Below are 25754 nucleotides of genomic sequence, written 5' to 3'. Positions count from 1 at the left end.
CGTGGTCTCATCCACGTGGTCACCTATATTGCGGCTGAACCCGACTCTGCAAATCCAATCAACAGGAGTGCTATAAATGATTTCGACAGGTGACCAGCTACCAGATGCGACTCTCACTCAACTGGGTGCGAACGGCCCGGAAGAGGTGCGGATTTCAGACAAGACCAAAGGCCGCAAAGTTGTGATCTTTGCCGTGCCCGGCGCGTTCACACCGACATGCCATTCAGCGCATGTGCCCAGCTTCATGCGCACCAAGGACCAGTTCGACGCCAAGGGCGTGGATGAGATCATCTGCGTGTCCGTCAACGACCCCTTCGTGATGAAAGCCTGGGGCGAAGCCACCGGCGCGACCGAGGCGGGCCTGACCCTGCTGGGCGACGCAGCGTCCGAGTTCACCAAGGCGATCGGGATGGATTTCGACGCCCCGCCTGCCGGGCTGATCGCACGGTCCAAACGCTATGCCATGCTGGTCGAAGACGGCACAGTCACAGCCCTGAATCTGGAAGACAACCCCGGCGCGTGCGAGGTTTCCGCGGGCGAAGGCCTGCTGGACGTGATCTGAACCCTGACGGCCCCGGCATGGTCGGGGCCAGATGAACCCAATTTAACTTGATACAACGCCCCGTTGCGCAAATACTTGGCGCATAGAACACGGGAGTTGATTTATGAGCCTCAGATTTATTTCCCTAATTGCGGTCAGCGCAGGCGTTTTGGCCGCCTGCGGTCCGGCCCCCACCCCGCAACAACAAGCCGCGCGCCAGCACGAGATTGCCTGCCTCAGCGGAACCTTGGGCGGTGCGTTGATCGGCGGCGCAATCGGCAACCAGTTCGGAGGCGGGTCTGGCAAGGCAATCCTGACAGCGGCGGGCGCTGCTGCGGGCGGTTTTGAAGGGCAGAGATTCGCATGTTGAGGGGATTGAGAATGAAACCACTTATTCTTGCCGCGACTGTCGCCCTGGCGGGTGCAGCCAGCGCGGAAACCGTGGCCGAGTTGCATGAAAAAGAACTGAACAACATTGACACCAACAATGACGGGTTTCTGTCCAAGGACGAGTTCAACGCCTTTTCCGATTACGCCTTTCAAACGATGGACGAGGACAAGAACGGCACGCTGGGTCTGGACGAAGCCAAACCGTTTCTGGACATCAATCAGATCCGGGACGTTGACCACAACGGCGACGGCTTTATCTCAAGATCAGAGTACGACGCGCAGATGGGTCGCGATTTCACCTCTGCCGATCAGGACGGAAACGAACGACTGGACTAGGCCAACTCTGAACAGGAGCGTGGGATGAACAAATGGATCGCCTTTGGGGCGCTTGTTGCACTTGCGGCCTGTGATGTACCGCAAGCCCCTGTTGTCACGGGGCCGGACGGACAGCCCCGCATTCAGATCAATCTCAGCGGGCTGACCTGCTACAACACCAAATGCCTTGATATTAATCCGGCCGCACGCAGCGTGCGTCAGGTGGGCAACCGCACAACCCGCATCCCCGGAAATATCAATGTCAGCGACGGCACCGTCACCCCGGACGAGTTCCAGCAGATGGGCGTTGCCGCCTCATTGGCCGGCGGAATGGGATCGCGCGGGGATCGGGGCTAGATCAGGCTGTCCATCTTGCGCGCCAGCTTGGCGTCCAGCGCGGACAACCCGCCGACGTCATGGGTGGACAGGGTCACCTCGACCGTGCGGTAGACGTTGGACCATTCCGGGTGGTGATTCCATTTCTCGGCCCAGATCGCCACCTGTGTCATCCAGCCAAAAGCGGCAACAAAATTGTCGAATATGAAGGTCTTGGTGATCGCGTCCCGGCCTTCGACCATGGTCCAGCCATTGTTGAACAGCGGGTCCAGAAGGGGGCCACGGGTCTCGGTCGACAAAAGCTCGGTCATTGCTGTTCCTCCGGGTTCGATTTTCTGAACGGGCCGTAATCCGTCAGAATCTCAATCTCTTCTCCCACCGCGCGGCCTTCGGCGTCCAGATATTTTTTGACGGCATCGGCAAATCCCGGATCACCGACCCAATGCAGGCTGTAGGTGCGCGTCGGAAGATACCCGCGCGCCAGCTTGTGTTCCCCCTGCGCGCCCGCCTCGACCCGCTTCAGGCCCTGAGCGATGGCAAAGTCGATGGCCCTATAATAGCACAGTTCGAAATGCAGGCAGGCGTGATGTTCGACACAGCCCCAGTAACGACCGAACAGCGTCTCGCGCCCGATGAAGTTCAACGCCCCGGCAATGGGATACCCGTCCCGTTCGGCCAGCACCAAAGCCATATCATCGGCCATTGTATCCTGAGCGATATCGAAGAATTGCCGCGTCAGGTAGGGTGAGCCCCATTTCCGCGCACCGGTGTCCTGATAGAACCGCCAAAACGCATCCCAATGCTCGGGCCGCAGATCATCACCGGTCAGCGTGCGTATCTCACCGCCAAACCCGTTTGCCTGCGCCCGTTCCTTGCGGATATTCCTGCGCTTGCGCGAGGACAGGGCGTTCAGAAACCCGTCGAAATCGGCATATGTGTCGTTCAGCCAGTGGAACTGTTGCGATTGGCGCAGCATCAGGCCCATCTGTTCGCCCGCCAACGCCTCATCCTCGGTACAAAAAGTCGCGTGGATTGATGAGACCCGATTGTCTGCCGCCAACTGCACCGCACCCTGCACCAGCGCCGACATGCCAATCGCTTCATAGCCCGGACGCACCAGAAACCGCCGCCCGGTTGCGGGGGTAAAGGGCACGGCAATCTGCAGTTTCGGGTAATAGCGCCCGCCCGCGTTTTCATAGGCATGTGCCCAGCTATGGTCGAAGATATATTCGCCCTGACTGTGCGACTTGGCATACATCGGTGCCGCCGCAATCAGCATCCCGTCCAGATAGCAGGTCAGATATTGCGGCTGCCAGCCAGTGCCCCGCCCGACCGAGCCGCTGTTTTCCAGCGCCAGCAGAAACCGATGGGTGGTGAACGGTTCCAGCGGGCGCCCGCCATCGGCAGCTTCGGGACACGCGCAGGCATCCCACTCGACCGCAGAAATCTGCGAAAGCGTGCCTACGACCTGAACCTCGATTTGCGCCTGATCCATGTGCCCTCCGCGTCTGACCTTTATCTGTGACGGTCGGGGGTGGGTTCAACCCGGATGCGGGGCCAAATACCCTTCGAAGGTCACATTGTCGGCAACGGTGCGGGCCTGTGTCTCTTGCTCGGGCGAGCGCACGGTCCAGCACAGAATAGGGACTCCCTGAGCTTTCAACTCGGCGACGCGTTGGCGGTCCAGATCCGTGACCTCATGGCTGATGAAACTGGCATTGACCCTGTCGAAATCCGGAATGCCGCGCAAGTGGTCGCAGATTTTGTCAGACAGCGGCCAGTCCTGCGGATCATAACTGCTGGTTACGATCCCGCGCGGCAGATGCGGGGCCAACCGGGCCAGTTCGGCCACGCTGTTTGGGTTGAAGGACATCAGCGCCACCGGACCTTCGTAACCTTGTAAGGCCCGCACGGCATCCGCCTCAAGCGGGCCGATATCGGTGCCCATCGCGCCATCCTGATCCTTGAACTCGATCAGCAGCGGCACTTTTCCGGCGACCATCGCAAGAACCTCGTCCAGCGCGGGGATACCGTCATCGCCGTGCAGCAATGGGGTGTCCGCCGCCTGCGCCGAGGTGATCCGCCGGATCGGGCCGGGCTGGCCGGTCAGACGCGCCATGTCGTAGTCGTGAAAGACCATCGCACGATTGTCCGCAGTCAATTGCAGATCGATCTCGATCCCGTACCCGGCATCAATCGCCGCCTGAATCGCCGCCCGGCTGTTTTCCGGGCGGTTGTCCGACGTGTCATGCAGGGCCCGATGCGCAATCGGGACCTGCAGGAATTCCGGTGGCAGTCTCGGGGTCATTGGACCTCGAATATTCCTTCGATCTCGACCGCGACACCCAGCGGCAGGGATGCGGCACTGACGGCCGAGCGTGAATGACGGCCTGCATCGCCCAGCGCCTCGACCAGAAAATCGGACGCGCCGTTGATCACCTGCGGCTGCGCGGTAAAATCAGCGGTCGAGTTCACAAAACCGGTCAGCTTGATCACGCGCACCAGCTTTTCGATATCGCCGCCACAGGCCGCTTTGACTTGTGCCAACAAGTTGATGGCACAGACCTTTGCCGCCGCCGCACCGGCCTCGACATCCATGTCGTCGCCCAGCTTGCCGGTGATCAGATCATCCGCCTTCGAAATCTGGCCCGACACGTAAACAATGTTGCCCATACGCACGAACGGCACATAGTTTGCCGCAGGCGCGGGGGCGTCGGGCAGGCTGACGCCCAGACTTTCCAGTTTTGCTGTGATACTCATGGGATCGTCCTCACCAATTGTCGACTCGGCCGGACGCTACCCGGTCAAGCGCGGCGGGGAAAGCGATAAACCGGCATTTTGCCGATCGGCTGCGATCTGGGCGTAACTTCTCTTATTCCGAAGTGTTGAAGCTATGTCACTTTACCGCGCAGTAGCAGACGCGCTAAACGCTAGATGTTTCATTTGAGACGCGAAACAACTATGTGACAACGACTTGTGCCAACGCGGCACTATATTATCGATTGAAAGCCCGACCCGCCGGGTCAGGTCACTTTGGAGTAGCTAAGACCGTGTTGAGCAGATTGCGCCTGAAACACCTTATTGTGCTGTCCCTTTTGCCGATCCTGTCGGCCTGCGCCACCCAGCCGCCCGAGCAGGCCGCCCGGGGTGAGGTGTTTGACCCCTACGAAAACACCAACCGGGGCATCCACAGATTCAATCTGGGCGTTGACCGGTTCCTGTTCCGTCCGGCCTCGAAAGGGTACGTGAAGATCGTGCCCGATCCGATGGTGACCAGTTTCAGCACGTTTGCCGAGAACATCTCGCTGCCCGGACAGGCGGTCGACTACCTTTTGCAGGGCAACCCCAAGCAGATGGGCAACGCGTTGCTGCGCTTTGTGGTCAACATGACCGTCGGCGGGTTTGGCCTGTCGGCCCCTGCGGACGAACTGAACCTGCCGCCGGTCGATACGGATTTTGGCGAAACCCTGCATGTCTGGGGGTTTGGTGAGGGGGCTTATGTCGAGCTGCCTTTCTACGGCCCCTCGACAACGCGCGATGCGGTCGGCGTTGTGGTCAACCTGTTCTCGAACCCGATCAATTTCACGCCGACCCGGCCCGCCGACAACCTTGGCGTCTATGCCGAGGTTGTGCGCCGCATGGGCGACCGGGGACGGTTTTCGGACACGGTTGACTCGATCCTCTATGAAAGCGCCGACAGCTATGCCCAGGCCCGCCTGATCTATCTGCAAAATCGCCGGTTCGAACTGGCGCGCGATGATGAGGACGCCTATCTGGACCTGTACTCCGATCCCTACGCCGAAATCGGAACCGACCCTGTCAGGGACCCCTACCTAGACCCTTACGAGGACCCCTATGCCGAGTAATTCTTTGAACCGTCGTCATTTTCTTTCTGCCGGTCTGGCCGGATTGGCACTGACCGCCCTGCCTTTGCCCGCTCTGGCCCAGACCGAAGCCAGCGCCAAAGCGCTTGTCAACAGCGTCGTGGCCGAGATCAACCGCGTGATCGCCTCGGGCAAGTCCGAGAACGCCATGCTGCGCGATTTCGAGAAGATCTTTGTGCAATACGCCGATGTGCCGATCATGGCGCGCTATGCGTTGGGGGCCGATGCCCGCTCGGCCAGCCCGGCACAGTTGAGGCAGTTTACCAAGGCCTTCCAACACTACATCTCGCGCAAATATGGTCGCCGCTTCCGCGAGTTTATCGGTGGTGAGGTCAATGTACGTAACGCCCGCAAAATCCGCGCCGGTTTTGAGGTCCGGACCATGGTCAAACTGCAGGGCTCATCCCCGTTCGAAGTGACGTTTCTGGTGTCCGACAAATCGGGGCGCGACAAGTTTTACAACATGTTCATCGAAGGCGTGAACCTTCTGTTGACCGAACGCACCGAGATCGGAGCGATGCTGGACGCCCGTGGCGGCGACCTGAACCGGTTGATCAAGGATCTGAACCGCACCGCCTGACCTGCTTTTCAGAAACATCTGGGCCGCGTTGTCGAACACAGCGCGGCCTTTTTCGTTCAGATGGTGCTTTGAAGCCGTGATTGACAGTCTGAAAGAGGGGCAGCCCTAAGGCATGTAACTGCGCACCAACGCACTTGCGATCAGGGCCCAGCCATCAGCGATGACGAAAAACGCCAGCTTGAAGGGCAGAGACACAATTGCAGGCGGCACCATCATCATGCCCATCGACATCAGCACCGCCGCGACCACCAGATCGATGATCAGAAACGGCAGGAAGATCAAAAACCCGATCTGAAACGCGCGCGCGATCTCGGACAACATGAAGGACGGCATCAGAACGGACAGCGGGGCATCTGGCGACAGTTCCATCGCCTCACCCCCCGGGCGCAGCGCGGCCATGGCCTGAAACGTATCACCATCCAGCCGCGCAGCCATGAAGCCGCGAAACGGCTGCAGCGCGCGCTCCAGCGCTGGTTCCACCTCCATCGTTTCGTCGATCATGGGGCGGATTCCGGTCGTCCAGGCCTCGGTAAAGACCGGGTCCATGATGAAATAGGTCAGAAACAGTGCCAGGCTGACGATCAGCATATTCGGTGGCGATTGCTGCAGGCCGATCCCTTGGCGCAGGATCGACAGAACCGTGATCAGGAACGGAAAACAGGTGATCATGATCGCCAGCCCCGGCGCGAGGCTGAGGACCGTGATCAGAAGGATCAACTGGATCGTACGCGCCGAGAGTGATCCACCCTCACCCAAAGATACCGAGACCTCCTGCGCGGCCACAAGCGACGGCATCAGAACCGCCGCCAAGACCAGCCCGATCAGCAGGCGCATCAACCAATCCCGTTTTGCAGATCGGCAATTTCCGTCAGTCGGACCGCCAGTTGACCTGCCCGGTCGCCCTCCATCTCCTCCAGCAGGCCGCGGGCAACCAACTGATCCCCGACATACAGATCCACCGGGTCTTCGATCCTTTTGTCCAACGTCAGCACAGCGTTTTCGCCCATGTTCAGCAAATCCCGGATCAGGGGGCGCGCGCGACCGACGGATACGGTCACTTCGATGGGCACCGCGTCGAAAGGGTTCGGTTTTTCAGAGTTTTGGGTCTGGGGGTCACTCATTTGACAATGCCTCTTTTGCCTCAAAAACATATGCGTCGAAGGCCCGCGTGACCGAGTCCAGCAGCGCGCTGCAATCCACCTCGCTGCGGGCTATGCCGACCTGCAACCGGGCCTGTCCCTGCTCGAGCGCGGGGTCTTCGATCACTTTCGGCCTCGGTGACAGGGTCGCGGGGATCAGGGCGTCCACCTCGGCCATACATCCGACCGGCACGATGACCTGCATCGGCTGCCCGATCTGTTCGCGCGCCATTTCGGACAGGTGTTCGACCAGTTGCGCGGTAAAGCCCCGGTCAATCATGTCCGGTAAGACCAGATTGGTCAGGCTCTGAAACATCGGCTCCAGCGACAGCGACATGCGGGTGATCGCCTCGGTATAGGTAAAGGACATATCCTCAAGCGATTTGCCCAACTCGGACGAGATTTGCCCCCGGCTTTGTTCCTGCGCCTGCAAGGCGTCTTCCCACCCCGCCCCATAGCCTTGCTCAAAGGCGGCCAGGCGCTGTTCCTCCAGGGTGTCTTCGTCCAGCAGGTGAACCTGCCCGCCGTTGGCCTGAACAGTGAAATCTTCAAGAAGATGAGCAATTGTCATCACACGCGCTCCTCACCTTCCTCCAGCCAACTGCGCAGGATTTCGACCGTCTCCTCCTGTTTGTCGCCAATCATCGCGCGCAAACGGTCGACCGGATCCTGTGACGGGGCCACACCAAGCGCGGGCACTTCGGCCTGCGCGGCCAGCGGCGTGAAGTCCGAACTGCCATCCGGTGCGATTTCGCCGGTCAGCACAGGTGCGCCTTCGGTGACATCCCCGGCGCTTGCGGGCAGCAAGGCCGGTGCCGTCGCGGGTTTCATCAGGATCGGGCGGATGACGAACATGGCCAGAACCAGCGAGACCGCCGCCAATACAGCCATCTGGATCAGCGACATCGCGTCCAGATGAATGGACTGCCACATCGATGCCGACACCAACGTCCCCTGCGGGTCAACCGGCGGCAAATCCAGCGATTTCAGGGTGATCACATCCCCGCGGTCCGCGTCAAATCCAACGGCCGAGGCAACCAGCTCCTCTAATGCATCCAATTCGGTCTGCGGCAAAGGCGCGAAACTTTCGGCCTCACTGGCGTCAACCGTGCGCGTTCCATTGACCAGAACTGCAACGGTCAGACGTTTGATGGCACCCGGCGCTGTGTGAACCTCCAACTCGGTCTCGGAGACTTCGTAATTTATCCGTTCGCGCGTCTGCGTTGCGGTCGAATTCGATTCGTCGCCCCCTGCCCCGTCGCCATCGGGCAGGTTCGAGGCGACCGTCACATCCGCAGATTGGTTGCGGGCGCTGTCCGAACGCTCTTCGACATCGGTACTGATCGCGACGCGTCCTTTGGGATCAAAACGCCGCTCGCGGATCGATTCGGTTTTGGTCACCGTGTCCACGCTGACCTCGACCACAGCGTTGCCGGCCCCAACACGCGCCTCGACCAGACGCAGAACACGCTCGCGCAGCTGTCGGGATTTGTCATCCGCCGTCTCGGCCGCAACCGCAGTGTCCTGCACGCCAATCACGGCCCCGTTCGAATCGACAACCGTTACATTTTCCGGCGCCAGGCCACTGACAGCCGAGGCGACCAGAAACCGGATCGCCTTGGCCTGATCGCCGGTCACATCCGCGCCGGACGGCACCAGATAAACCGAGGCCGTGGGCGCCACGCTGCGCTGAAACGGATTGGCCGATCCATTTGCGATATGCACCCTCGCCTGACTGACATGAGGGCTGCCGACGATCGTCCGGGCAAGCTCGCCTTCTTTCGCGCGCCAATAGGCGGCATCGAACATCTGAGAGGTGGTGCCAAACCCGCTGAGGGAATCCAGCAGCTCGTACCCGCGATTGCCGTTCGCGGGCAGGCCTTCGCTGGCCAGCGTCATCCGCAGCTCATCCCGCTGCCCGCCGGGCACATAAATCGATCCACCCCTGATTTCGTAGGGCACACCGCGCTGATCCAGTGAACGGACGATGTCACCAGCGGCACCGCTTTCCAGCCCCGCATACAGCAAGGTCATCGACGGCGCGGCCGCCAGCCGCGACATGCCAAGGATCCCGAGAAACACCAGCACAACCGCGCCGGCAACGATGATTTGTTTTCGCCTGTCCAAACTTGCCCAGACAGTTCCGATCTGCTGCACGCTCACCTCCGACTCGCCGACATTCTGCCCGGCGCATCCCCTGTTTGGACGATTGCCCTTAACAATCGGTTAGTCCCTGAGGGGTTATGACGGATTCACAGCAGATGAATGAGGACGTCATGGCCGACGCAACAGCAGAACAGGCGGAAACCCCTGAGAAAAAGGGGAAAAAGGGTTTGATGGTCGGGTTGATTCTGGCTGTGGCCGGGGCGGCAGGCGGCTATTTTCTAACGACATCAGGTCTGTTGCCGATTGGCGGCGGGGCTGAAAAATCGGCGACAGATGACGAAACGAAAGAGAGCAAGGCCAAACCCCTTGCGGATGTTGGCTTCGTCGATTTGCCGCCGGTGATTATTTCTCTGACCGAAGGCCAGTCGCGCCATCTGAAATTTCACGCACAGCTCGAAGTTAACGCTCCGTACATCGCTGATGTGGAAAAAATACAACCGCGAATCATGGATGTGCTGAACGGCTATCTGCGGGCGGTCGAGGTGTCGGATCTGGAAGACCCGCTGGCATTGACGCGGATCCGGGGACATCTGCTGCGGCGGATCGGGATTGTTACGGGCGAAGGCCGGGTGCGCGACGTGCTGGTCATGGAATTTGTACTGAATTAGGAGGCGGGATTGGAGCTTATTGCGGATATTTTGCTGGTTGCGGGCGCTTTGGGCGCGGGTCTGTATTGCTTTGTCCTGTCGCGCAGGTTGCGACGATTCACCGACCTTGAAAAAGGTGTGGGCGGCGCGGTGGCTGTGCTGTCGTCACAAGCGGATGAGCTGAAAAAGTCCCTCGACAACGCGCGTGCTGCCTCGGATCAGTCGGGCGATGTGCTGAAAGAGCTGACGCAACGCGCAGAAAGCGTGGCACAGCGGTTGGAATTGATGATGGCGTCCATGCATGACGTGATTCCAGCCGAAGAAGAAACGGTTGAACAAGCGGGTCCTGCGGCACCAAAGGTCGAGGCATCAGAATCGCCTGAGGCCGCGGATGAGACCCAGCTTGAAGAGCAGCCGAACCAAGATGCCGAAGATATGGCGGAAGAGACCACAGCCAAGGCCCCGGAAGGCCTGATGTTCTTTCGGCACGGTCGCAAGATGAATGAGGCCACCTGATGGGCAACCGACGGGCGACCAAAAGACGAGACCGCCCTCGCGCCGGGGTGCTGACGGTGATCTCTCTGCTAATGATCGGGTCTGCGGCCATCCGCGTCGGGTTAGAGGCGGGGCCTGCCCTTGCCAAATCTGCCGAGCCTGAACAGATCAAAGCCACCCAAACCCCAACCGATACGCGCGACGTGCAGGTTGTTCTGACCGAACTTCTGCGCCGCGAAAAGCGGGTGAAACAGCGTGAAGATGCGGTGTTGGACAAGGAAAAGGCGCTCCAGATCGCAAGCGAGGCCATCGAAACCCGCTTGGCGGCGTTGCAGGAGGCCGAAGAGTCTCTGCGAGCGACCTTGGCGGTTGCGGACAAGGCGGCAGAGACCGACCTGACGCAGCTGACGGATGTCTACCAGAACATGAAACCCAAAGACGCAGCCGCCTTGTTCGAAACCATGGACCCGACATTTGCGTCCGGATTTCTGTCCCGCATGCCGCCCGAGGTCGTCGCGAACATCCTGGCCGGTCTCAGCCCCGACGCGGCCTATACGGTCAGCGTCGTCATGGCGGGCCGCAACGCCACCGCACCGCAAGAGTAGACGGCCATGCAAACCAAACCTGTCCTGAACACATCTGGGGATCGCAAATGATTGGAATTGTTGGAATTGTCGTCATTTTCGTGATGGTGTTCGGCGGCTATCTGGCCGCCGGGGGCAAGATGACCATCATCCTGAAATCGCTCCCGTTCGAGATGATGATGATCGGCGGTGCGGCGGTTGGGGCCTTTCTGATCAGCAACGATATCGGCGGCGTCAAACACACGATCAAAGACATGGGAAAGGTCTTCAAGGGACCGAAATGGAAGCCCGAAGACTATCGCGATCTTTTGTGCCTGCTGTTCTCGCTGATCCGCATCGCGCGGGCCAATCCGGTCGAGGTTGAACAGCATATCGAGGACCCCGAAAACTCCAGCCTGTTTTCCGCCTATCCCAAGATTCAGTCCGACAAAGAGGCCGTCGATCTGATCTGCGACACGATGCGTTCGGCCGCAATGAACTATGACGACCCACATCAGGTCGAGGAGGTGTTGGAAAAACGGATGGAGGCGAATTTCCATCACGCCATGCACTCGAGCCACGCGTTGCAAACCGTCGCGGACGGGCTTCCGGCACTTGGGATTGTTGCTGCCGTTCTGGGTGTGATCAAAACCATGGGCTCGATCGACCAGCCGCCCGAGGTGTTGGGCAAGCTGATCGGCGGGGCGTTGGTGGGGACATTTCTGGGTGTTTTTCTGGCCTACGGGCTGGTCGGCCCCTTCGCGGGCAAGCTCAAGACCGTTGTGGAAGAGGACAACCATTTCTACCAGCTCATAAAAGAGGTGCTGGTCGCCAACCTGCACAATCACAATGCGGCCATGTGCATCGAAGTCGGCCGCCAAAACACCCCTACGCATAACCGCCCCGGTTTTTCCGAACTTGAAGAGGCGTTGAAAGAGCTCAAGCAGGCGGCGGCATGACCCGGTTCGCCAAGCTGATTTCTGCCCTAATCGCGCTTGCTTCACCTGCATTCGCGCAAGAGGTAACGGTTCGGTCGGGTGAACACGCGGGCTTCACAAGACTGGTGTTCAACGTGCCGCCCGACACGGGTTGGGTTTTGACCCATCGCAAGAATGGGGCGCGATTGTCGGTCGATCTGGAGGCTGCGACCTTTCAAACCAATGCGGTCTTTGGACGGTTGACCACAAATCGTCTGGCCGCAGTGTCGCAAAAGAACCCTGGGGACGGGCTGGATCTGGAATTCGGCTGCGACTGTGTTGCCTCAGCTTTCTTGTATCGGAAGTCCATGATTGTTCTGGACATTGCGCCGGGTACAGCGTTGCCTTCTTTGTTGGCCGATATCCCCCCGCCCCGGCCTGAACCACAGAAGAAACCCGAACGTCAGGACCCCGTGACATCGTTCGAATTGCCTTTACTGTCGATGAGCGGTCAAGCGTTCAAGGATCAGTTGTCGACCAGATTATTGCAGGGCGCGGACCGAGAGGTGCTGGACCTGAACCTGGCCGGAATCGGCCCAAGGCGGTCCTCCGACCTACCGGCTTTGCCCATGATCGACGGCTTGCAGGCGAATGTGCAGCTGTCGACCGTTCTGGACGACCTGAATGCCATTCTTGGTGCTGAATTCCCGCAAATCGATGCAAGACCGGCGTGTTTCACGACGGTCGAGCTTGGGTTTGAAACATGGTCGGATTCCCGACCGTTTCAGGAGCAGGTCGCGCAGCTGCGCGCTGGCTTGTTCAAAGAGTTTGATGATCTGGATGAGGACCGGGCAATAGCTTTGGCCAGGCTGTATGCGTTCCATGGTTTCGGTGCCGAGGCGGTTCAAATGCTAAAGATGCTGCCGGATCAAAACTCTGACGCGGACCGTGTCCAGGCAATCGCCCATATCGTGGACGATCGGCCGCTGTCGGCAGAATCTCCGTTTCAAGAGCTGCAACGCTGCGACAGCGATGCGGCCCTGTGGGCGGCGTTGGAAGAACAGGAACTGGCGCCAGGCGCAAGGGTTGAGGCGATCGAGCAGAGTTTTGCGCGGCTGCCTGATCACCTGAGACGCAGTCTCGGGCCTCGGTTGTCTTCGATTTTGGTAAACGCGGAAGAATTGGAAGCCGCCCGGCGGATCTTGCGGTCGGTGGACCGGGTTGAGGATGCAACCACCCCGGCACTCTCGCACGCCAGGGCCAAAGTCGCCGCTGCCGAAGGCGATATGACGGCTGAGGAGGAACATCTGTCCCAGGTCATCACCGCACCGGACGCGCCGGATGAGGCCGCATTGGCTTTGGCCCGGCTGGTCGAGAAGCGATGGACCGACCGGGGTGCCGTTTCCCCGCAGGAACTGGAACTGGCGGCGGCTTATGCGACGGAACTCCGCCAGTCAGAGATGGGGCCGATGATGGCCAGAACGCATGCGGTTGCTTTGGCACTGACCCAGGAATTCGACGCTGCGTTCGACCTGATCGATACGCTGCCGGACGGTTCTGACGCGCCTGCGGTTTTGGACCGGCATCTGCAATTGCTGGCTGAGCGTGCAGATGACGTCACCTTTTTGCGGCAGGTTTTGACTTTGTCGGGTGATCAAGCCGACGGTGTATCAACGCCGACGGCGATAGCTCTGTCTGAACGGTTGATGGGGCTTGGCTTTGGGTCCCGGGCTTTTGCATTTGCCAACCGGGACCAAGACCGCGCACGACGATCCGAACGGGCGCGGTTGCGGGCGCGGGCGGTGTTGCAGAATAACCGCCCGCATCAGGCGATGCTGGAGCTAGCGGATGACCCCTCGGACGATGCCAGTGCTTTGAGGGCCCGCGCGCTGGAGGCCAGCCAAGAATTCGCAAAGGCCGCAGAAGTGTTGAGCGAACTGGGTGATCTACAAGCGGCCAACAGGTATTTCTGGCTCGCGGACCTGCTGGAGAAGACAGACGCGAACGCAGTAGGTAAATACGTAAAGCTGAGCGAAACCACGCAAGCCTTGAGAAACCCGCCCGAGAGGTTGGCAGATAAACCCCTCGCAGATGCGGCCAACCTGTTGAACGACAGCATCGAAGCGCGGCAGCAGATCAGCGCGTTGTTAAACGCCGTTGAGTCCGAGTGATCCAGTGCCGATCCAAGCATCTTTGATCTGAGGGTCACTGCCTATCGCTTATTGGCCTGATCCGTTCGCGACAAGGAACTGGTTCGAACAGCAAGGGGTCAGTTTTCAGTGAACATACCATGCCCTGTCAGACCAACCTGCCTTATCCTCCGAGCGGTGGCTGATACAGCAACTCAGCCAGATCCGCGTAGCGAGACTGTGGATTGGTCCAGCCCAGTATTGCCGTGCGGATTTGCTCGGCGCGGGATGGGCCGATGACCGGAGCGGCAAATTGCGTGTACTTCTCGATCACCTCTTGCCGCGAGATTGGCGATTCCGGCCCGCCTCGGGCATGGATGTCTCCGGAGTGCAGAACGCGCCCGTCGGTGGTTTCGATCTCGACATCCGCCCAGCGCCCTTCGGGAAAACGGGCAGAATGCCGATTACGTTCCGTGACCTTTATGCGCGACATGAACCGAGCGACGACCGGGTCAGACAGTCCGGTGCCCGAGATATGTTCGACGCCGATACGGCCATAAATCGCGTGAACAGCGGCGGCAAATGGCAGAGAGTATTGGGCTTGCGACGTTGTTTGCGGGACACCTGCAAACAGGCAAGCAGCCTGATGGAAGCTGTTGATCTGCACCGATTTGATCTGATCATGGGTCAAATCATTGTCGATCATGACAGCCCTAAGCGCGTCGATAGCAGCATGCGCCCACCGACAAATCGGATAGGGTTTCACATATTGATGCTCGACCTGCCAGAACCTGCCCAAATCGTCCCAATGCGGGACCGCACTGTCCGCCTCAATCGTGATCGCGGGGGCCCCGGTAAATCCACGCTCAGCCAGAACAGCGGCTGAAACACCGACCATTGCCCCCCAACCCGAGCCGTCATGCAGCATAGTCGGGTTCGCAATCTCGCGCATCATCTGGCTGCGCGGCCCGTGGTATTCGGCAATGCCCAGCGCCTGCCGCAACTGGTCGCTATCATGCCCACGCAAACGTGCGGCCATGGCGACCACACCCAAAGCATTCCAGGCGCCGGACGTGTGGTAATCACTGACGCTGTCATGCAGCGAAAGCCCCGCGCGGCCTGCGATTTCGTAACCGGTGATCACCGCAGCCAGGGCCTCGGGGCCCGTTAGATTGGGGCAATGTTCAGCCAAAGCCGCCAGCGCGGGCAGAACCACAACACCGATATGCCCCTTGGTCGGGTTATAGCCGTCATGCCCGTCCAGATTGTCGGTCTGTGTTGCCGCCGCATAAGCCGCGCCCGCCATGCTGACCGAACGGCCATCGAACATCATGCGCGCGCTGAAGGACGGATCGGAACTGGCATACAGCAGCGCTGCGGTGTCGCGCGCGATCACGCCCGCCTCCATCGGTCCCGCGGCGATCAGGATGCCCATCGTGTCCAGCATCATCAGCGCCGCAGCCTCCTGCGCGCTGGTCGGCATGTCGGCAGCCGCCCGCGTCAGCGCAAAATCGGCAACACGGGCGAAGCTGTTGGTCACGCCGCGCCCTCCATCACCGGTTTCACGTCACGCAAACGGTGGCCTGCCGGATCGAATGGGGGGTCTGACAGGATCTTGGCCTTGTGGGGTTTGCCAAGAATGTAAATCTCGACCGTATCGCCGGGTTTGGCCACCTTAGGGTCGGCATAGCCGATGGCCAGCGATTTTCCGACCGAATAGCCGTATGCGCCCGAGGTCACGCGGCCCACCGGCGTGCCATCCGGGGCAAAGATCGGCTCACCCCCGCTGGCGTCGGCATCTGCGGCGTCAACCTCGAAGTTCGACAGGACCTCACGCGCGGCATTGTCCTTGATGGACAGATACGCGTCTTTGTGCAGGAAGTCCTTGTCCAGTTTGATCAGGCCCGCAAGGCCAACCTCTTGCGGCCAGTATTCCTGAGAATATTCGCGCCCCCAGGAACCATAGCCCTTTTCGATCCGCAGCGACCCCAGCGCGCGGCCGCCAACCGGGCCGCCGCCTTGGTCCTTCGCGGCCTCCAAAAGTGCTGAATAGAGCCTGATTTGGTCGGGTTCGGCACAATGCAGCTCCCACCCCAGATCGCCCGTAAAGCTGACACGGATCGCCAGACAGGTAACGCCTGCGACTTCGATGGTCTGCGAGCGCATGAAGCGGAACGCCTCGTTCGACAGGTCCGCGTTGGTAAGGCGTTGCAGGACATCGCGGGATTTCGGACCAGCCACGTTGAATCCGGCGATCCGGTCAGTTGCGACGTCCAGCGTGGTCCCTTCGGGCAGGTCGACCATGTTGAAGAAACGCTGGTGATAGCGTTCGGCCATGCCCGAGCCGATCATCATGTATTCGTCTTCGGCAACCTTGGTGATGGTGAAATCCCCGGCCACACCACCGCGCACCGAGATCAGGGGGGTCAGACAAGACCGCCCGACCTCGGTCGGGACGCGGTTGGCGACCAGACGGTCCAGCCAGTCATAGGCACCGGGGCCCTTGATCTCATAGTTGGCGAAGTTCGAGATATCGATCACGCCGACCGTGTCCCGCAACATCTGAACCTCACGCCCAACCGGCTCCCACCAGTTCTGGCGGGTGAAGCCGTTGGTTTCGACCGTGCCGGGCTGGTCGGCAAACCACAGCGGATGTTCCCAGCCGCAGTTCAAGCCGAACACGCAGCCCATATCCTTTTGCATCTCATAGGCCGGGCGCACGCGGGCGGGGCGACCGGCGCTGCGTTCCTCGTTCGGGAAGTGGATGGCGAAGCGATGCGAATACTGATCTTCGACCCGCGCCCTGGTGAATTTCTTGTCGGCCCATTCGCCAAAGCGGGCCAGATCCCAGGCAAACATGTCATATTGCGGCTCACCCTCGATCATCCATTGTGCCGCCAGCAGGCCCAGACCGCCGGATTGCGAAAAGCCCGGGATGATACCGGTGCAGCAGAAATAGTTCTGTAGCTCGGGCACCGGGCCCCAGATCGCGTTGGAATCCGGCGACCAGATCATCGGGCCGTTGATGACGCGTTTGACGCCCGCGGTGGCAGCAACCGGAACACGTTCGGTGGCGCGGATCACGTTTTCCATGATCCGGTCCAGATCGTCAGGGAACAGATCATGCGCGAAATCCAGCGGCGTGCCGTTTTCGGCCCAGAACCGCATGTCTTTCTCATAGGCCCCGATCAGCAGGCCGTTGCCTTCTTGCCGGAAGTAGTATTCGCCATCCCGGTCCGCGATCGACGGCAGACGGCGGCCCATATTGGCCACTTCATCGATGGCCTCGGTCACGAAATACTGATGCTCGGTCGGCTGCAACGGCAGTTCGATCCCGGCCAGCGCCGCAACCTCGCGCCCCCAGAGGCCCCCGGCATTGACCACCCATTGCGCGTGGATGTCACCCTTTTCGGTCCGCACGATCCACGAGCCATCCGGCTGTTGTTCAGTCCCTATTACAGGGCAAAACCGCTCAATCGTGGCACCCATAGCCCGCGCGCCTGCGGCGTAGGCCATGGTCACGCCGGACGGATCGACATTGCCGCCATCGGGTTCGTACATGATGCAGCGGATATCATCGAACTGCGCCAGCGGGTGCAGTTCCTTGGCCTGTTCGCGGCTGATCTCATAGAAGTTCAGGCCGTAAAACCGGGCTTTGGCCTCTTGCAGGCGCAACTGATGCTCGCGGTCTTCGGTTTGAGCCAGATAAAGCGAACCCGGCTGGAAAACGCCGCAGCCCTGACCGGTTTCCTTTTCCAGCTCTTTATACAGGTTCATCGTATAGTGCTGGATCCGCGTGACGTTGTTGTTGTCATGCAGCCCGTGGATGTTGGCCGCCGCGTGCCAGGTCGAGCCTGACGTCAGTTCATCCCGTTCCAGCAGAACAACGTCAGTCCAGCCGAGCTTGGCCAGATGGTAAAGGATTGAACAACCAACAAGGCCCCCTCCGATAACGACGGCCTGTGCGTGGGTTTTCATGGGGTCTCTCCTGTAAAGCGGTCGCGATCAGAGCGGCACGGTTACAGGTAAGTCAGCCATAGGTTGGAAAGGGCATGTGTTCTGTTCCCGACGCGAAATGTCGGGAACAGAATTTATTGGCATGAGCCTATCTCATGCGAAGCTCACTTAGTACGGAGCCTCAACGTCGTTCATGGACACGTAGACCGTCTTCATTTCGCTGAAATGGTTGATCGCCAGCTTTGAATTCTCGCGCCCGACACCTGACATTTTTGATCCGCCAAAGGGCGCTTCGACCGGGGCCAGGTTATATGTATTAATGTAGCAGGTCCCCGCCTCGAACCCGGCGACGATGCGATGGGCGCGGGTCAGGTCATTGGTAAAGACCCCGGCGGCCAGACCAAACTCGGTGTCATTGGCACGGGCCAGAACCTCGGCCTCGGTGTCAAAATCCAGCACCGACATGACCGGGCCAAAAATCTCCTCGCGCGCGATGGTCATATCGTCGGTGACATCGGCGAATACGGTGGGCTGCATGTAGAACCCGTCACCCTCGATCCGCTTGCCGCCATAGACCAGCCGTGCACCTTCCGCTTTGCCCTTTTCGACATAGCTCAGCGCAATGTTCATCTGGTTTTCACTGACCATGGGGCCGAAATTGACCTCTTCATCCAGCGGGTCGCCAATTTTGGCAGTGGCCAGACGTTCAGACAGGCGGGTCAGGAACGCCTCTTTGATGCCCTTTTGCACAAATACACGCGTGCCGTTGGAACAGACCTGCCCCGAGGAATAGAAGTTGCCCAGAATCGCGCCCGAGACAGCGTTTTCGATATCGGCGTCGTCGAACACGATCATCGGGGATTTGCCGCCCAGTTCCATGGTCACGTGCTTCATCCCATCTGCCGCAGCGGCATAGACCTTACGGCCCGTCGGCACCGACCCGGTCAGCGAGACCTTGGCAACGCGCGGATCGGTCACCAGCGCCGCACCCACATCGCCATAGCCCTGCACCACGTTGTAGACCCCCTTGGGCGCGCCCGCTTCGATCAGAATCTCGGCCACTTGCAGCGCCGACAGGGGCGTGGTTTCCGAGGGTTTGAAGATCATCGAATTGCCGCAGGCCAGCGCCGGGGCCCCTTTCCAGCAGGCGATCTGGGTCGGATAGTTCCACGCACCGATGCCAACGCAAACGCCCAGCGCCTCGCGGATAGTATAAACGAAATCGCCCCCACCCAGCGGGATATGCTCGCCGGTCAGCGAGGCCGTCAGACCCCCGAAATACTCCAAAGCGTCGGCTCCGCTGGTTGCATCGGCCACCAGCGTTTCCTGCAGGGGCTTGCCGGTGTCATGCGTTTCCAGGATCGACAATTCGCGGTTCCGCTCGCGCATGATGTCCGCAGCGCGGCGCAGAATGCGGCCCCGCTCGGTTCCGGACATCGCGGCCCAAGACGCCTGAGCGGCTTTTGCGCTGGTCAGAGCCTGTTCAACGATCTCGGGCGTGGCCGAGTGCAGGCGTGCGATGACCTCTCCGGTCGCCGGGTAGATGACGTCAATCGGCGCGCCGTTCGTGTCTTCGACATAGGCACCGTTGATGAAATGACTGGCCTTGGGTTGAAACTTCATACCGGGTTCCTCTTGGTCTGTTGCGCCAATGCACGGCGCGAGGGGCAGTTTATCCCGGCCTATCGGTTGTTGATTGACCAGTCAATAAAAACCGCACAACGGCAAGATGACGCCTGCGCGCCAAGGGCTACCCTTGAAATTTTTGGTTAATGTTCTATTTATGTTCTACATAGTCAGAGGACAAACCGATGGCCCAACAAATGCGCAATTCTGCCCTTGGCGGCCCGAACAACGATTATCACCTGCTTCCGGTCACGGACCGGCAAATGCGCTATGCCCGCGCAATTGCGGAACAGTCGGCATTGGAAATCCCGGTCGAGGCTCAGCGCGACCGCAGGATGCTGTCAGACTGGATTTCGGCGCACAAACCCGTTGCGACCTCGCAATTCGACAATTACCCGACCGGCAAGCAGGTTGCCTTTGCCGAGCGGATTTCACGCAGCAAGCGCCGCCCGATCCCGTCCGAGTGCTTTCGCGACAAGCGGATGATGTCGCGCTGGATCGACCAGAACAAATAGGCTCTAACCCTGGTCATTCTGGCCGTGGTTGCGCGAATAAAGCGCAACCGCAGCGGCGACGAACATGCCCAGAAGGATGTAACCTATCACGGCCTCGGACACCGCAAGGCCCCGGCACAGCCCGGTTGGGGACATGTCGCCATAGCCGACCGTGGTGAAGGTCACGTAGGAAAAATACAGAATGTCTGCGGGCCCCTGTGCGCCGATCACGCAATTGTCGTTATAGCCAAACGCGCCATAGACGGCGGCGAACAGGAAGGGCACGACCTGAATGAACGAGACACCCATCAGGAACAACAGCCGTCGGGGCGATTTCACCTGAGTCAGGTAATACCAGGATTGCGACGCGATCCACAGCAGCAGCCCGACCGAGGCAACGGTCCCGATGGTGTCCCCGGCGGTGGCTTCGTTCAGACGTGACAACCCAAACCAGGCCAGAAAACTGGCCAGCACCAGACCCAGCGCAGCCAGCAGGGTCGATTTCCATTCTGCAAGGGTTGTGGGTTCGCGGTGCATGGACACTCCGTCAAGCTGGTCTGCCTGCGATCATCCGGTCTAAGCCGCGCACCCGCAAGGTGAATTTAGTCCGACCCCAGATGCTCGGCCCCGCGTTTGCGCGCCAGCAGAATCTGTTTTTGCCGTTCGCGAAAACGGGCCTTGTCGGCCTCAGACGTCTCATCAACACAGCGGTGGCAGGTCACGCCATGTTCGTATTCCGGGCGCTTCATATCCTCGGGCAGGATCGGGCGGCGGCAGCCGTGGCAAAGGCGATGAGGGCCCTCGACCAGCCCATGCCCGACCGAGACGCGATTGTCGAACACAAAGCACTCGCCCTGCCAGGTACTGTTCTGCTTGGGCATCTCTTCCAGATAGCGCAGGATACCGCCTTTCAGGTGATAGACATCCTCGACCCCCTGTCCCAGCAGGTAGTTGGTCGATTTTTCGCAGCGGATACCGCCGGTGCAGAACATGGCAACGCGCTTGTTGTGGAAGCGGTCCTTGTTTTCTTCCCACCAGGCGGGAAACTCGCGGAAACTGGCGGTTTCAGGATCTATTGCGCCCTCAAACGTGCCAATCGCCACCTCGTAATCGTTGCGCGTGTCGATCACCACAACATCGTCCGAGCGGATCAGGTCGTTCCATTCTTCCGGCTCGACATAGTTGCCGACGCGCGCGCGCGGGTCGACATCGGGCTGGCCCATGGTCACGATCTCTTTCTTCAGGCGCACTTTCATCTTGCCGAATGGCGGATGGTCTGCGGTCGCCTCTTTCCACTCAAGGTCCGCGCATCCGGGCAGCGCCTTGATATGCGCCAGCACCGCATCGATCCCGGCGCGCGGGCCTGCGATGGTGCCGTTGATCCCCTCTTGCGCCAGCAGCAAGGTGCCTTTGACCGACTGGGCGCGGCAAAGCTCCAACAGCGGGTCGCGCAGGGCGGCATGATCCGAAAAGCGGGTGAAGTGATAGAGGGCAGCGATCGTATACATGCGCGCGGTCTAAACCCGCGCGCGCAGAGTCGCAAGGGACCGGATTGACGCCCCCCGCAGCACGCCGTACCGATAGATCAAAGGAGACCGCGATGACCCACGCCCTGATCGTAATCGACGTCCAGAACGATTTTTGCCCCGGTGGTGCGCTGGCCGTGGCAGGCGGGGATGAGGTGGTGGCCCCGATCAACGCCATGATGGGTGATTTCGACGCCGTGATCCTGACGCAGGACTGGCATCCGACGGGTCATTCCAGCTTTGCCAGCTCACACACCGGCAAAAGCCCGTTCGAGGTGATCGAAATGCCCTATGGCCCGCAGGTCCTGTGGCCCGATCACTGTGTTCAGGGCAGTCAGGGCGCCGCGTTTCACCCCGACCTGCGCACCGATGCGGACCTGATCATCCGCAAAGGGTTTCGCAGTGCCATCGACAGCTATTCAGCCTTTTTTGAAAACGATCAGACGACGCCGACGGGCCTGAAAGGGTATCTGGAAACGCGGGGCCTGTCGCGCGTGACTCTGGTTGGGTTGGCCACGGATTTCTGCGTGCATTACTCGGCGGTGGATGCGGCGCGACTGGGTCTGGATGTCACCGTCCGGCTGGATGCCTGCCGGGGCATCGATATGGACGGATCGATGGCGGCAGCCGAACAGGCCATGCGTCAGGCCGGGGTCAAACTGGTTTAACTCCCGGCACCCGCCGCTTCGAGGAATTTGAACAGCACAAACAGGATTACGGCCAGACCAAGGGCGAAGCCGATCCGCCCCGGAATCGCGCGTCGTTTGGACCGGCTGACCGGGGTTGGCATCGGGGGCTGAGCAACTCGCTCGGATCGCACAACACCCTGCACCGGGCGCGCCCGCTGGACGTGATCCAGAAACTGCATGAAATCGAACTCGCCACTGTATTCGCCCTGAACGCCCTGACTTTTGATACTGGCGAACAGCGCCGACAGGATGCGTTCACGCTCGGGCTGGTCCGCAGGTGGGTACACGTCAGGCGCAATTCCACTGTCATGCGCCGCCAACCCGAAGCCCGCATCCTGAAACATCTTGCGGATCCTGGGCGACGCCCCGCGCAACGCATCAGACGTCTTAACGTCCCGAAACAGCGCAATCACCTGACCCCCGTCCGGACCAGAGGTCGGCGGCGCGTCAGGCATTTGTTCGTCCAGTGCTTTCCTTACAATATCAAAGTCGTACCGAAGACTCATACACTACTAACAGCCTTATTCTTCCATCCCACACCCTCACTAATCGGTGATAAGACCAAACAATATGCCCGCTTTGTGACCTCAAGCGGGCATTGTCACCAGATCAGCGACTCTTGCCATTCCCCGTGCTGATTGATCTAACAACGGAAATCGCAGGAGTTCCCCATGGTCGATATCGCGACCCGTGTCTACAACCACAAATGGAAGATCGACCCGATTGTTCGGTCTTTGATCGACACAGATTTCTACAAACTGCTGATGTGCCAGTCAGTGTTTCGAAATAAGCCTCAAACAAATGTCGAATTTTCACTGATCAACCGGTCGAATCACGTGCCTTTGGCCAATTTGATCGATGAAGGAGAGCTGCGGGAACAACTGGATCACATCCGCTCGCTCAGCCTCAGCCGCGGCGAAAGCACCTGGCTGCGGGGCAATATGTTCTACGGCAAACGGCAGATGTTCCGGTCGGATTTTATGGAGTGGTTCGAGAACACGCGCCTGCCGCCCTATCATCTTGAGCGGAAGGGTGATCAGTACGAGTTGACGTTTGAGGGCAAATGGCACGAGGTCATGTTGTGGGAAATCCCCGCTTTGGCCGTGTTGATGGAACTGCGCTCGCGCGCCGTGCTGAACCAGATGCGCCGGTTTGAATTGCAGGTGCTCTACGCTCAGGCCATGACGCGGTTGTGGGAGAAGATCGCGCAGCTTGGCCCCATCGAAGGGCTGGGGATCGCGGATTTCGGGACAAGGCGGCGGCATTCCTTCCTGTGGCAAGATTGGTGCGTTCAGGCGATGATCGAAGGTTTGGGGTCGTCCTTCACCGGCACTTCGAATTGCCTGATCGCCATGCGGCGCGAGGTTGAGGCCATCGGCACCAACGCCCACGAACTGCCCATGGTTTATTCCGCGCTGGCCGACACGGATGAGGAATTGGCGCAGGCCCCCTACGATGTCCTCAGCGACTGGCATGATGAGCATGACGGCAACCTTAGAATTATCCTGCCCGACACCTACGGCACCAAAGGGTTTCTGGATCGCGCACCCGATTGGCTGGCCGGCTGGACCGGGATCCGGGTCGACAGCGGCGATCCCGCTGCCGGGGCCGAAGTGGCCATCGACTGGTGGAAATCCCGCGGTGAGGATCCGACGCAAAAGCGGATCATCTTTTCGGACGGATTGGACGTGGACAAGATCAAGGAATTGCACGGCCAGTTTGCGGACCGCGCCAATATCTCTTTCGGTTGGGGCACTCTGCTGACAAATGACTTTCGCGGTCTGGTACCGGGCGACGCGCTTGCGCCGTTTTCACTGGTGTGCAAGGCGATCTCGGCCAACGGGCGACCGACGGTCAAATTGTCGGACAACCCGGAAAAGGCGATGGGACCGGCGGATCAGATCGACCGCTACAAGCGGGTGTTTGGGGTTGGCGCGCAGAAGGCGATCGAGGTAATCGTCTAGCCGTGATAGGCCGCAACGGTCTTGAGTTGCGAAAAACCATAGAGCGCCTCGAACCCTTTTTCACGACCGTGACCGGATTTACCGACCCCACCAAATGGCAATTCGACGCCGCCCCCGGCCCCATAGTTGTTGATAAACACCTGACCCGAGCGCAGACGTTTCGCCAACCGCATCTGCCGCGCGCCATCGCGGGTCCAGATGCTGGCGACAAGGCCATAGTCGGTGCTGTTGGCTATGGTTAGAGCCTCTTCTTCCGTGTCGAACGGGATCAGAACCTGAACCGGGCCGAATATCTCATCCTGCGCCAGAACGTGGTCGGCGGGTACATCAGCGAACAGGGTTGGTCGGACATAAGCTCCAGCCGCTGGCGCGTTGGCGGTGATCTGCCCCTGCGCGGCGATGGTCAGATCCCCGCCTTTCTCCAGAAACCCCGAGACGATGGTTTTTTGCCGGTCTGAAATCAGCGGACCCACCCGCAGATCATCCATCGCCGGACCCACGCGCAGTTGGCCATAGGCCTCGGCCATACGCGCCCTGACCTGATCATAGACGCCACGCTGCACCAGAATGCGGGACGACGCCGAACAGGTCTGCCCTGCATTCTGAATTCCTGCATTGACCAGAAACGGCAGGGCCGCGTCCAGATCGGCATCATCAAAGACCAGTTGCGGTGATTTCCCGCCCAGTTCCAGCGTCACGGGGATCACATTTCGCCCCGCCGCCTGCTGCACCAAAGCGCCCGTCGCAACCGAGCCCGTGAACGAGATATGGTCAACGCCCGGATGCCCAGACAGCGCGGCCCCGGCCTCGGCCCCCAATCCGGGCACGACATTCAGCGCCCCGGCAGGCAGTCCGGCCTCGGTCGCCAGATGGGCAAAGGCCAGCGCGGTCAGGCAGGCCTCTTCCGCCGGTTTCAGGACACAGGCATTGCCCATGGCCAGCGCCGCCCCGACCGAACGGCCAATGATTTGCATCGGATAGTTCCAGGGCACGATATGACCCGTCACGCCATGCGGTTCGCGCAGCGTGTAAACCGTGTAGCCGTCCAGATACGGGATCGTCTCGCCCATCACCTTATCCGCCGCGCCACCGTAGAACTCGCAATAGCGCGCCAGGGCGACGGCATCCGCCCGCGCCTGAGTCAGCGGTTTACCAACATCCATCGCCTCCAACACGGCCAGATCCTCCACCCGTTCCTGAACCAACCGCCTCAGGCGGCTCAGGATGCGCCCCCGCTCGAACGCGGGCATTTGGCCCCAGTCGCCGTCCAACGCAGATCGGGCCGCCGTGACTGCCGCATCCATATCTGCGGCACCACCCCGCGCGATGCGGCAAATCTCCGATCCATCGGACGGGTTGACCAAGGGCAGCGATTGTCCCCCGTCCGGCAACTGCCATATGCCTCCGATCAGACAGAGGCTGGGATCAAACCAAATCGGGTCGGTCATCGGAAGCT

29 protein-coding genes are annotated in these 25754 nt (G+C 60.1%); 14 read left to right on the top strand and 15 right to left on the bottom strand.

All coding sequences use genetic code 11. The annotated features are described in order from the left end of the window. Positions 1-76: 76 nt before the first annotated feature. The 4 genes from ACR0LW_RS15550 to ACR0LW_RS15535 all read left to right on the top strand — a co-directional run bounded on the left by ACR0LW_RS15550 (position 77) and on the right by ACR0LW_RS15535 (position 1603). Positions 77-562 carry a peroxiredoxin family protein gene (locus tag ACR0LW_RS15550; RefSeq protein ID WP_170453598.1) on the top strand — a complete coding sequence of 162 codons (486 nt, stop codon included), beginning with the start codon at positions 77-79 and terminating at the stop codon, positions 560-562. A gap of 103 nt (positions 563-665) precedes the next feature. Next, positions 666-911 (top strand): glycine zipper 2TM domain-containing protein, encoded by a 246-nt coding sequence (locus tag ACR0LW_RS15545; protein ID WP_170521249.1) that lies wholly within the window; start codon positions 666-668, stop codon positions 909-911. 11 nt (positions 912-922) lie between these two features. After that, positions 923-1267: an EF-hand domain-containing protein gene (locus ACR0LW_RS15540; RefSeq protein ID WP_480626567.1), complete on the top strand. Its 345-nt coding sequence runs from the start codon at positions 923-925 to the stop codon at positions 1265-1267. 24 nt (positions 1268-1291) lie between these two features. Next, on the top strand, positions 1292-1603 hold the full coding sequence (locus tag ACR0LW_RS15535; protein WP_480883180.1) for a hypothetical protein: 312 nt from the start codon (positions 1292-1294) through the stop codon (positions 1601-1603). On the opposite strand, the gene ACR0LW_RS15530 is transcribed toward ACR0LW_RS15535, so the two are convergent. Genes ACR0LW_RS15530 through ACR0LW_RS15515 form a run of 4 tightly spaced genes read right to left on the bottom strand, consistent with a single transcriptional unit; the run spans position 1600 to position 4342 of the window. Further along, positions 1600-1893: a 4a-hydroxytetrahydrobiopterin dehydratase gene (locus tag ACR0LW_RS15530; RefSeq protein ID WP_170453594.1), complete on the bottom strand. Its 294-nt coding sequence runs from the start codon at positions 1891-1893 to the stop codon at positions 1600-1602. The two genes, ACR0LW_RS15535 and ACR0LW_RS15530, sit on opposite strands and share 4 nt — an antisense overlap. After that, a complete protein-coding gene (locus ACR0LW_RS15525; protein ID WP_480883179.1) occupies positions 1890-3077 on the bottom strand; it encodes a GNAT family N-acetyltransferase in 1188 nt (395 codons plus the stop codon). Before ACR0LW_RS15525 ends, ACR0LW_RS15530 begins: the two co-directional genes overlap by 4 nt. Positions 3078-3122: 45 nt before the next feature. Continuing rightward, positions 3123-3890, bottom strand: a complete 768-nt coding sequence (locus ACR0LW_RS15520) for a glycerophosphodiester phosphodiesterase family protein (protein WP_170735771.1) — start codon at positions 3888-3890, stop codon at positions 3123-3125. Next, positions 3887-4342 carry a RidA family protein gene (locus ACR0LW_RS15515; protein WP_170521241.1) on the bottom strand — a complete coding sequence of 152 codons (456 nt, stop codon included), beginning with the start codon at positions 4340-4342 and terminating at the stop codon, positions 3887-3889. The genes ACR0LW_RS15520 and ACR0LW_RS15515 overlap by 4 nt, the downstream gene beginning before the upstream one ends. Before the next feature lie 290 nt (positions 4343-4632). On the opposite strand from ACR0LW_RS15515, the gene ACR0LW_RS15510 reads away from it, so the two are divergent. After that, the gene (locus ACR0LW_RS15510; protein WP_170521239.1) at positions 4633-5448 is read left to right on the top strand and encodes an MlaA family lipoprotein; all 816 of its coding nucleotides are present in this window, start codon (positions 4633-4635) and stop codon (positions 5446-5448) included. Beyond that, on the top strand, positions 5438-6046 hold the full coding sequence (locus ACR0LW_RS15505) for an ABC transporter substrate-binding protein (RefSeq protein WP_170453589.1): 609 nt from the start codon (positions 5438-5440) through the stop codon (positions 6044-6046). Before ACR0LW_RS15510 ends, ACR0LW_RS15505 begins: the two co-directional genes overlap by 11 nt. Positions 6047-6151: 105 nt before the next feature. Here the strand turns inward: ACR0LW_RS15505 and fliP are convergent, their stop codons facing one another. From fliP to fliF, 4 genes are read right to left on the bottom strand one after another with little or no spacing between them, the layout of a single operon-like run. After that, a complete protein-coding gene (gene fliP, locus ACR0LW_RS15500) occupies positions 6152-6880 on the bottom strand; it encodes a flagellar type III secretion system pore protein FliP (RefSeq protein ID WP_480883178.1) in 729 nt (242 codons plus the stop codon). Continuing rightward, positions 6880-7167: a FliM/FliN family flagellar motor C-terminal domain-containing protein gene (locus ACR0LW_RS15495; protein WP_170453587.1), complete on the bottom strand. Its 288-nt coding sequence runs from the start codon at positions 7165-7167 to the stop codon at positions 6880-6882. The genes fliP and ACR0LW_RS15495 overlap by 1 nt, the downstream gene beginning before the upstream one ends. Continuing rightward, entirely contained in the window at positions 7160-7756 is a 597-nt protein-coding gene (locus ACR0LW_RS15490; RefSeq protein WP_480883177.1) for an ABC transporter ATP-binding protein, read from the bottom strand. Before ACR0LW_RS15490 ends, ACR0LW_RS15495 begins: the two co-directional genes overlap by 8 nt. Then, positions 7756-9342 carry a flagellar basal-body MS-ring/collar protein FliF gene (fliF, locus tag ACR0LW_RS15485; RefSeq protein ID WP_480883176.1) on the bottom strand — a complete coding sequence of 529 codons (1587 nt, stop codon included), beginning with the start codon at positions 9340-9342 and terminating at the stop codon, positions 7756-7758. Before fliF ends, ACR0LW_RS15490 begins: the two co-directional genes overlap by 1 nt. A gap of 86 nt (positions 9343-9428) precedes the next feature. Between fliF and ACR0LW_RS15480 the strand changes: the two genes are divergently transcribed. From ACR0LW_RS15480 to ACR0LW_RS15460, 5 genes are read left to right on the top strand one after another with little or no spacing between them, the layout of a single operon-like run. After that, a complete protein-coding gene (locus ACR0LW_RS15480) occupies positions 9429-9959 on the top strand; it encodes a flagellar basal body-associated FliL family protein (protein ID WP_480883175.1) in 531 nt (176 codons plus the stop codon). Between the two features lie 9 nt (positions 9960-9968). Further along, complete coding sequence (locus ACR0LW_RS15475) at positions 9969-10454, top strand: DUF6468 domain-containing protein (RefSeq protein ID WP_170735761.1); 486 nt, start codon at positions 9969-9971, stop codon at positions 10452-10454. Further along, a complete protein-coding gene (locus ACR0LW_RS15470) occupies positions 10454-11038 on the top strand; it encodes a MotE family protein (RefSeq protein WP_480883174.1) in 585 nt (194 codons plus the stop codon). The genes ACR0LW_RS15475 and ACR0LW_RS15470 overlap by 1 nt, the downstream gene beginning before the upstream one ends. Before the next feature lie 47 nt (positions 11039-11085). Beyond that, positions 11086-11955 (top strand): flagellar motor stator protein MotA, encoded by an 870-nt coding sequence (motA, locus tag ACR0LW_RS15465; RefSeq protein WP_170453583.1) that lies wholly within the window; start codon positions 11086-11088, stop codon positions 11953-11955. Next, complete coding sequence (locus ACR0LW_RS15460; RefSeq protein WP_480883173.1) at positions 11952-14084, top strand: hypothetical protein; 2133 nt, start codon at positions 11952-11954, stop codon at positions 14082-14084. Before motA ends, ACR0LW_RS15460 begins: the two co-directional genes overlap by 4 nt. 142 nt (positions 14085-14226) lie before the next feature. Here the strand turns inward: ACR0LW_RS15460 and ACR0LW_RS15455 are convergent, their stop codons facing one another. The 3 genes from ACR0LW_RS15455 to betB form a co-directional block, all read right to left on the bottom strand. Then, a complete protein-coding gene (locus ACR0LW_RS15455) occupies positions 14227-15582 on the bottom strand; it encodes an MmgE/PrpD family protein (protein ID WP_480883172.1) in 1356 nt (451 codons plus the stop codon). Then, the gene (locus ACR0LW_RS15450; protein WP_480583715.1) at positions 15579-18020 is read right to left on the bottom strand and encodes a GcvT family protein; all 2442 of its coding nucleotides are present in this window, start codon (positions 18018-18020) and stop codon (positions 15579-15581) included. Before ACR0LW_RS15450 ends, ACR0LW_RS15455 begins: the two co-directional genes overlap by 4 nt. Before the next feature lie 147 nt (positions 18021-18167). Then, a complete protein-coding gene (gene betB / locus ACR0LW_RS15445; RefSeq protein WP_480583712.1) occupies positions 18168-19622 on the bottom strand; it encodes a betaine-aldehyde dehydrogenase in 1455 nt (484 codons plus the stop codon). A 188-nt stretch (positions 19623-19810) separates the two neighbouring features. On the opposite strand from betB, the gene ACR0LW_RS15440 reads away from it, so the two are divergent. Further along, positions 19811-20140, top strand: coding sequence for a hypothetical protein (locus ACR0LW_RS15440; protein ID WP_170521218.1), 330 nt, complete (start codon positions 19811-19813; stop codon positions 20138-20140). A 3-nt stretch (positions 20141-20143) separates the two neighbouring features. Here ACR0LW_RS15440 and ACR0LW_RS15435 read toward each other — a convergent pair whose 3' ends face one another. Both ACR0LW_RS15435 and trhO read right to left on the bottom strand, forming a co-directional pair. Then, positions 20144-20656 (bottom strand): potassium channel family protein, encoded by a 513-nt coding sequence (locus ACR0LW_RS15435; protein ID WP_480583709.1) that lies wholly within the window; start codon positions 20654-20656, stop codon positions 20144-20146. Between the two features lie 65 nt (positions 20657-20721). Next, the gene (gene trhO / locus ACR0LW_RS15430; RefSeq protein ID WP_480883171.1) at positions 20722-21627 is read right to left on the bottom strand and encodes an oxygen-dependent tRNA uridine(34) hydroxylase TrhO; all 906 of its coding nucleotides are present in this window, start codon (positions 21625-21627) and stop codon (positions 20722-20724) included. A 92-nt stretch (positions 21628-21719) separates the two neighbouring features. Here trhO and pncA point away from each other — a divergent pair, with 92 nt between their 5' ends. Further along, positions 21720-22313 carry a bifunctional nicotinamidase/pyrazinamidase gene (pncA, locus tag ACR0LW_RS15425; RefSeq protein ID WP_480883170.1) on the top strand — a complete coding sequence of 198 codons (594 nt, stop codon included), beginning with the start codon at positions 21720-21722 and terminating at the stop codon, positions 22311-22313. Here pncA and ACR0LW_RS15420 read toward each other — a convergent pair. Next, a complete protein-coding gene (locus ACR0LW_RS15420) occupies positions 22310-22789 on the bottom strand; it encodes a hypothetical protein (RefSeq protein ID WP_480883169.1) in 480 nt (159 codons plus the stop codon). The genes pncA and ACR0LW_RS15420 overlap by 4 nt on opposite strands. Positions 22790-23005: 216 nt before the next feature. On the opposite strand from ACR0LW_RS15420, the gene pncB reads away from it, so the two are divergent. After that, the gene (gene pncB, locus ACR0LW_RS15415; RefSeq protein WP_170735745.1) at positions 23006-24298 is read left to right on the top strand and encodes a nicotinate phosphoribosyltransferase; all 1293 of its coding nucleotides are present in this window, start codon (positions 23006-23008) and stop codon (positions 24296-24298) included. Here the strand turns inward: pncB and ACR0LW_RS15410 are convergent. Continuing rightward, on the bottom strand, positions 24295-25746 hold the full coding sequence (locus tag ACR0LW_RS15410) for an aldehyde dehydrogenase family protein (protein ID WP_480883168.1): 1452 nt from the start codon (positions 25744-25746) through the stop codon (positions 24295-24297). The genes pncB and ACR0LW_RS15410 overlap by 4 nt on opposite strands. Positions 25747-25754 lie beyond the last annotated feature (8 nt).

The organism is Ruegeria sp. N4 (genome assembly GCF_056531425.1).
Note: the sequence above shows the minus strand (reverse complement) of the source record. Positions and strands in the feature narration are given on the sequence as shown.

Excerpts from the sequence above, each read along its gene's own strand:
- ACR0LW_RS15550 (WP_170453598.1), top strand. The coding sequence starts at position 77 with ATGATTTCGACAGGTGACCAGCTACCAGATGCGACTCTCACTCAACTG.
- ACR0LW_RS15545 (WP_170521249.1), top strand. The coding sequence starts at position 666 with ATGAGCCTCAGATTTATTTCCCTAATTGCGGTCAGCGCAGGCGTTTTG.
- ACR0LW_RS15540 (WP_480626567.1), top strand. The coding sequence starts at position 923 with ATGAAACCACTTATTCTTGCCGCGACTGTCGCCCTGGCGGGTGCAGCC.
- ACR0LW_RS15535 (WP_480883180.1), top strand. The coding sequence starts at position 1,292 with ATGAACAAATGGATCGCCTTTGGGGCGCTTGTTGCACTTGCGGCCTGT.
- ACR0LW_RS15530 (WP_170453594.1), bottom strand. The coding sequence starts at position 1,893 with ATGACCGAGCTTTTGTCGACCGAGACCCGTGGCCCCCTTCTGGACCCG.
- ACR0LW_RS15525 (WP_480883179.1), bottom strand. The coding sequence starts at position 3,077 with ATGGATCAGGCGCAAATCGAGGTTCAGGTCGTAGGCACGCTTTCGCAG.
- ACR0LW_RS15520 (WP_170735771.1), bottom strand. The coding sequence starts at position 3,890 with ATGACCCCGAGACTGCCACCGGAATTCCTGCAGGTCCCGATTGCGCAT.
- ACR0LW_RS15515 (WP_170521241.1), bottom strand. The coding sequence starts at position 4,342 with ATGAGTATCACAGCAAAACTGGAAAGTCTGGGCGTCAGCCTGCCCGAC.
- ACR0LW_RS15505 (WP_170453589.1), top strand. The coding sequence starts at position 5,438 with ATGCCGAGTAATTCTTTGAACCGTCGTCATTTTCTTTCTGCCGGTCTG.
- fliP (WP_480883178.1), bottom strand. The coding sequence starts at position 6,880 with ATGCGCCTGCTGATCGGGCTGGTCTTGGCGGCGGTTCTGATGCCGTCG.
- ACR0LW_RS15495 (WP_170453587.1), bottom strand. The coding sequence starts at position 7,167 with ATGAGTGACCCCCAGACCCAAAACTCTGAAAAACCGAACCCTTTCGAC.
- ACR0LW_RS15490 (WP_480883177.1), bottom strand. The coding sequence starts at position 7,756 with ATGACAATTGCTCATCTTCTTGAAGATTTCACTGTTCAGGCCAACGGC.
- ACR0LW_RS15480 (WP_480883175.1), top strand. The coding sequence starts at position 9,429 with ATGACGGATTCACAGCAGATGAATGAGGACGTCATGGCCGACGCAACA.
- ACR0LW_RS15470 (WP_480883174.1), top strand. The coding sequence starts at position 10,454 with ATGGGCAACCGACGGGCGACCAAAAGACGAGACCGCCCTCGCGCCGGG.
- motA (WP_170453583.1), top strand. The coding sequence starts at position 11,086 with ATGATTGGAATTGTTGGAATTGTCGTCATTTTCGTGATGGTGTTCGGC.
- ACR0LW_RS15460 (WP_480883173.1), top strand. The coding sequence starts at position 11,952 with ATGACCCGGTTCGCCAAGCTGATTTCTGCCCTAATCGCGCTTGCTTCA.
- ACR0LW_RS15450 (WP_480583715.1), bottom strand. The coding sequence starts at position 18,020 with ATGAAAACCCACGCACAGGCCGTCGTTATCGGAGGGGGCCTTGTTGGT.
- betB (WP_480583712.1), bottom strand. The coding sequence starts at position 19,622 with ATGAAGTTTCAACCCAAGGCCAGTCATTTCATCAACGGTGCCTATGTC.
- ACR0LW_RS15440 (WP_170521218.1), top strand. The coding sequence starts at position 19,811 with ATGGCCCAACAAATGCGCAATTCTGCCCTTGGCGGCCCGAACAACGAT.
- ACR0LW_RS15435 (WP_480583709.1), bottom strand. The coding sequence starts at position 20,656 with ATGCACCGCGAACCCACAACCCTTGCAGAATGGAAATCGACCCTGCTG.
- trhO (WP_480883171.1), bottom strand. The coding sequence starts at position 21,627 with ATGTATACGATCGCTGCCCTCTATCACTTCACCCGCTTTTCGGATCAT.
- pncA (WP_480883170.1), top strand. The coding sequence starts at position 21,720 with ATGACCCACGCCCTGATCGTAATCGACGTCCAGAACGATTTTTGCCCC.
- ACR0LW_RS15420 (WP_480883169.1), bottom strand. The coding sequence starts at position 22,789 with ATGCCTGACGCGCCGCCGACCTCTGGTCCGGACGGGGGTCAGGTGATT.
- pncB (WP_170735745.1), top strand. The coding sequence starts at position 23,006 with ATGGTCGATATCGCGACCCGTGTCTACAACCACAAATGGAAGATCGAC.
- ACR0LW_RS15410 (WP_480883168.1), bottom strand. The coding sequence starts at position 25,746 with ATGACCGACCCGATTTGGTTTGATCCCAGCCTCTGTCTGATCGGAGGC.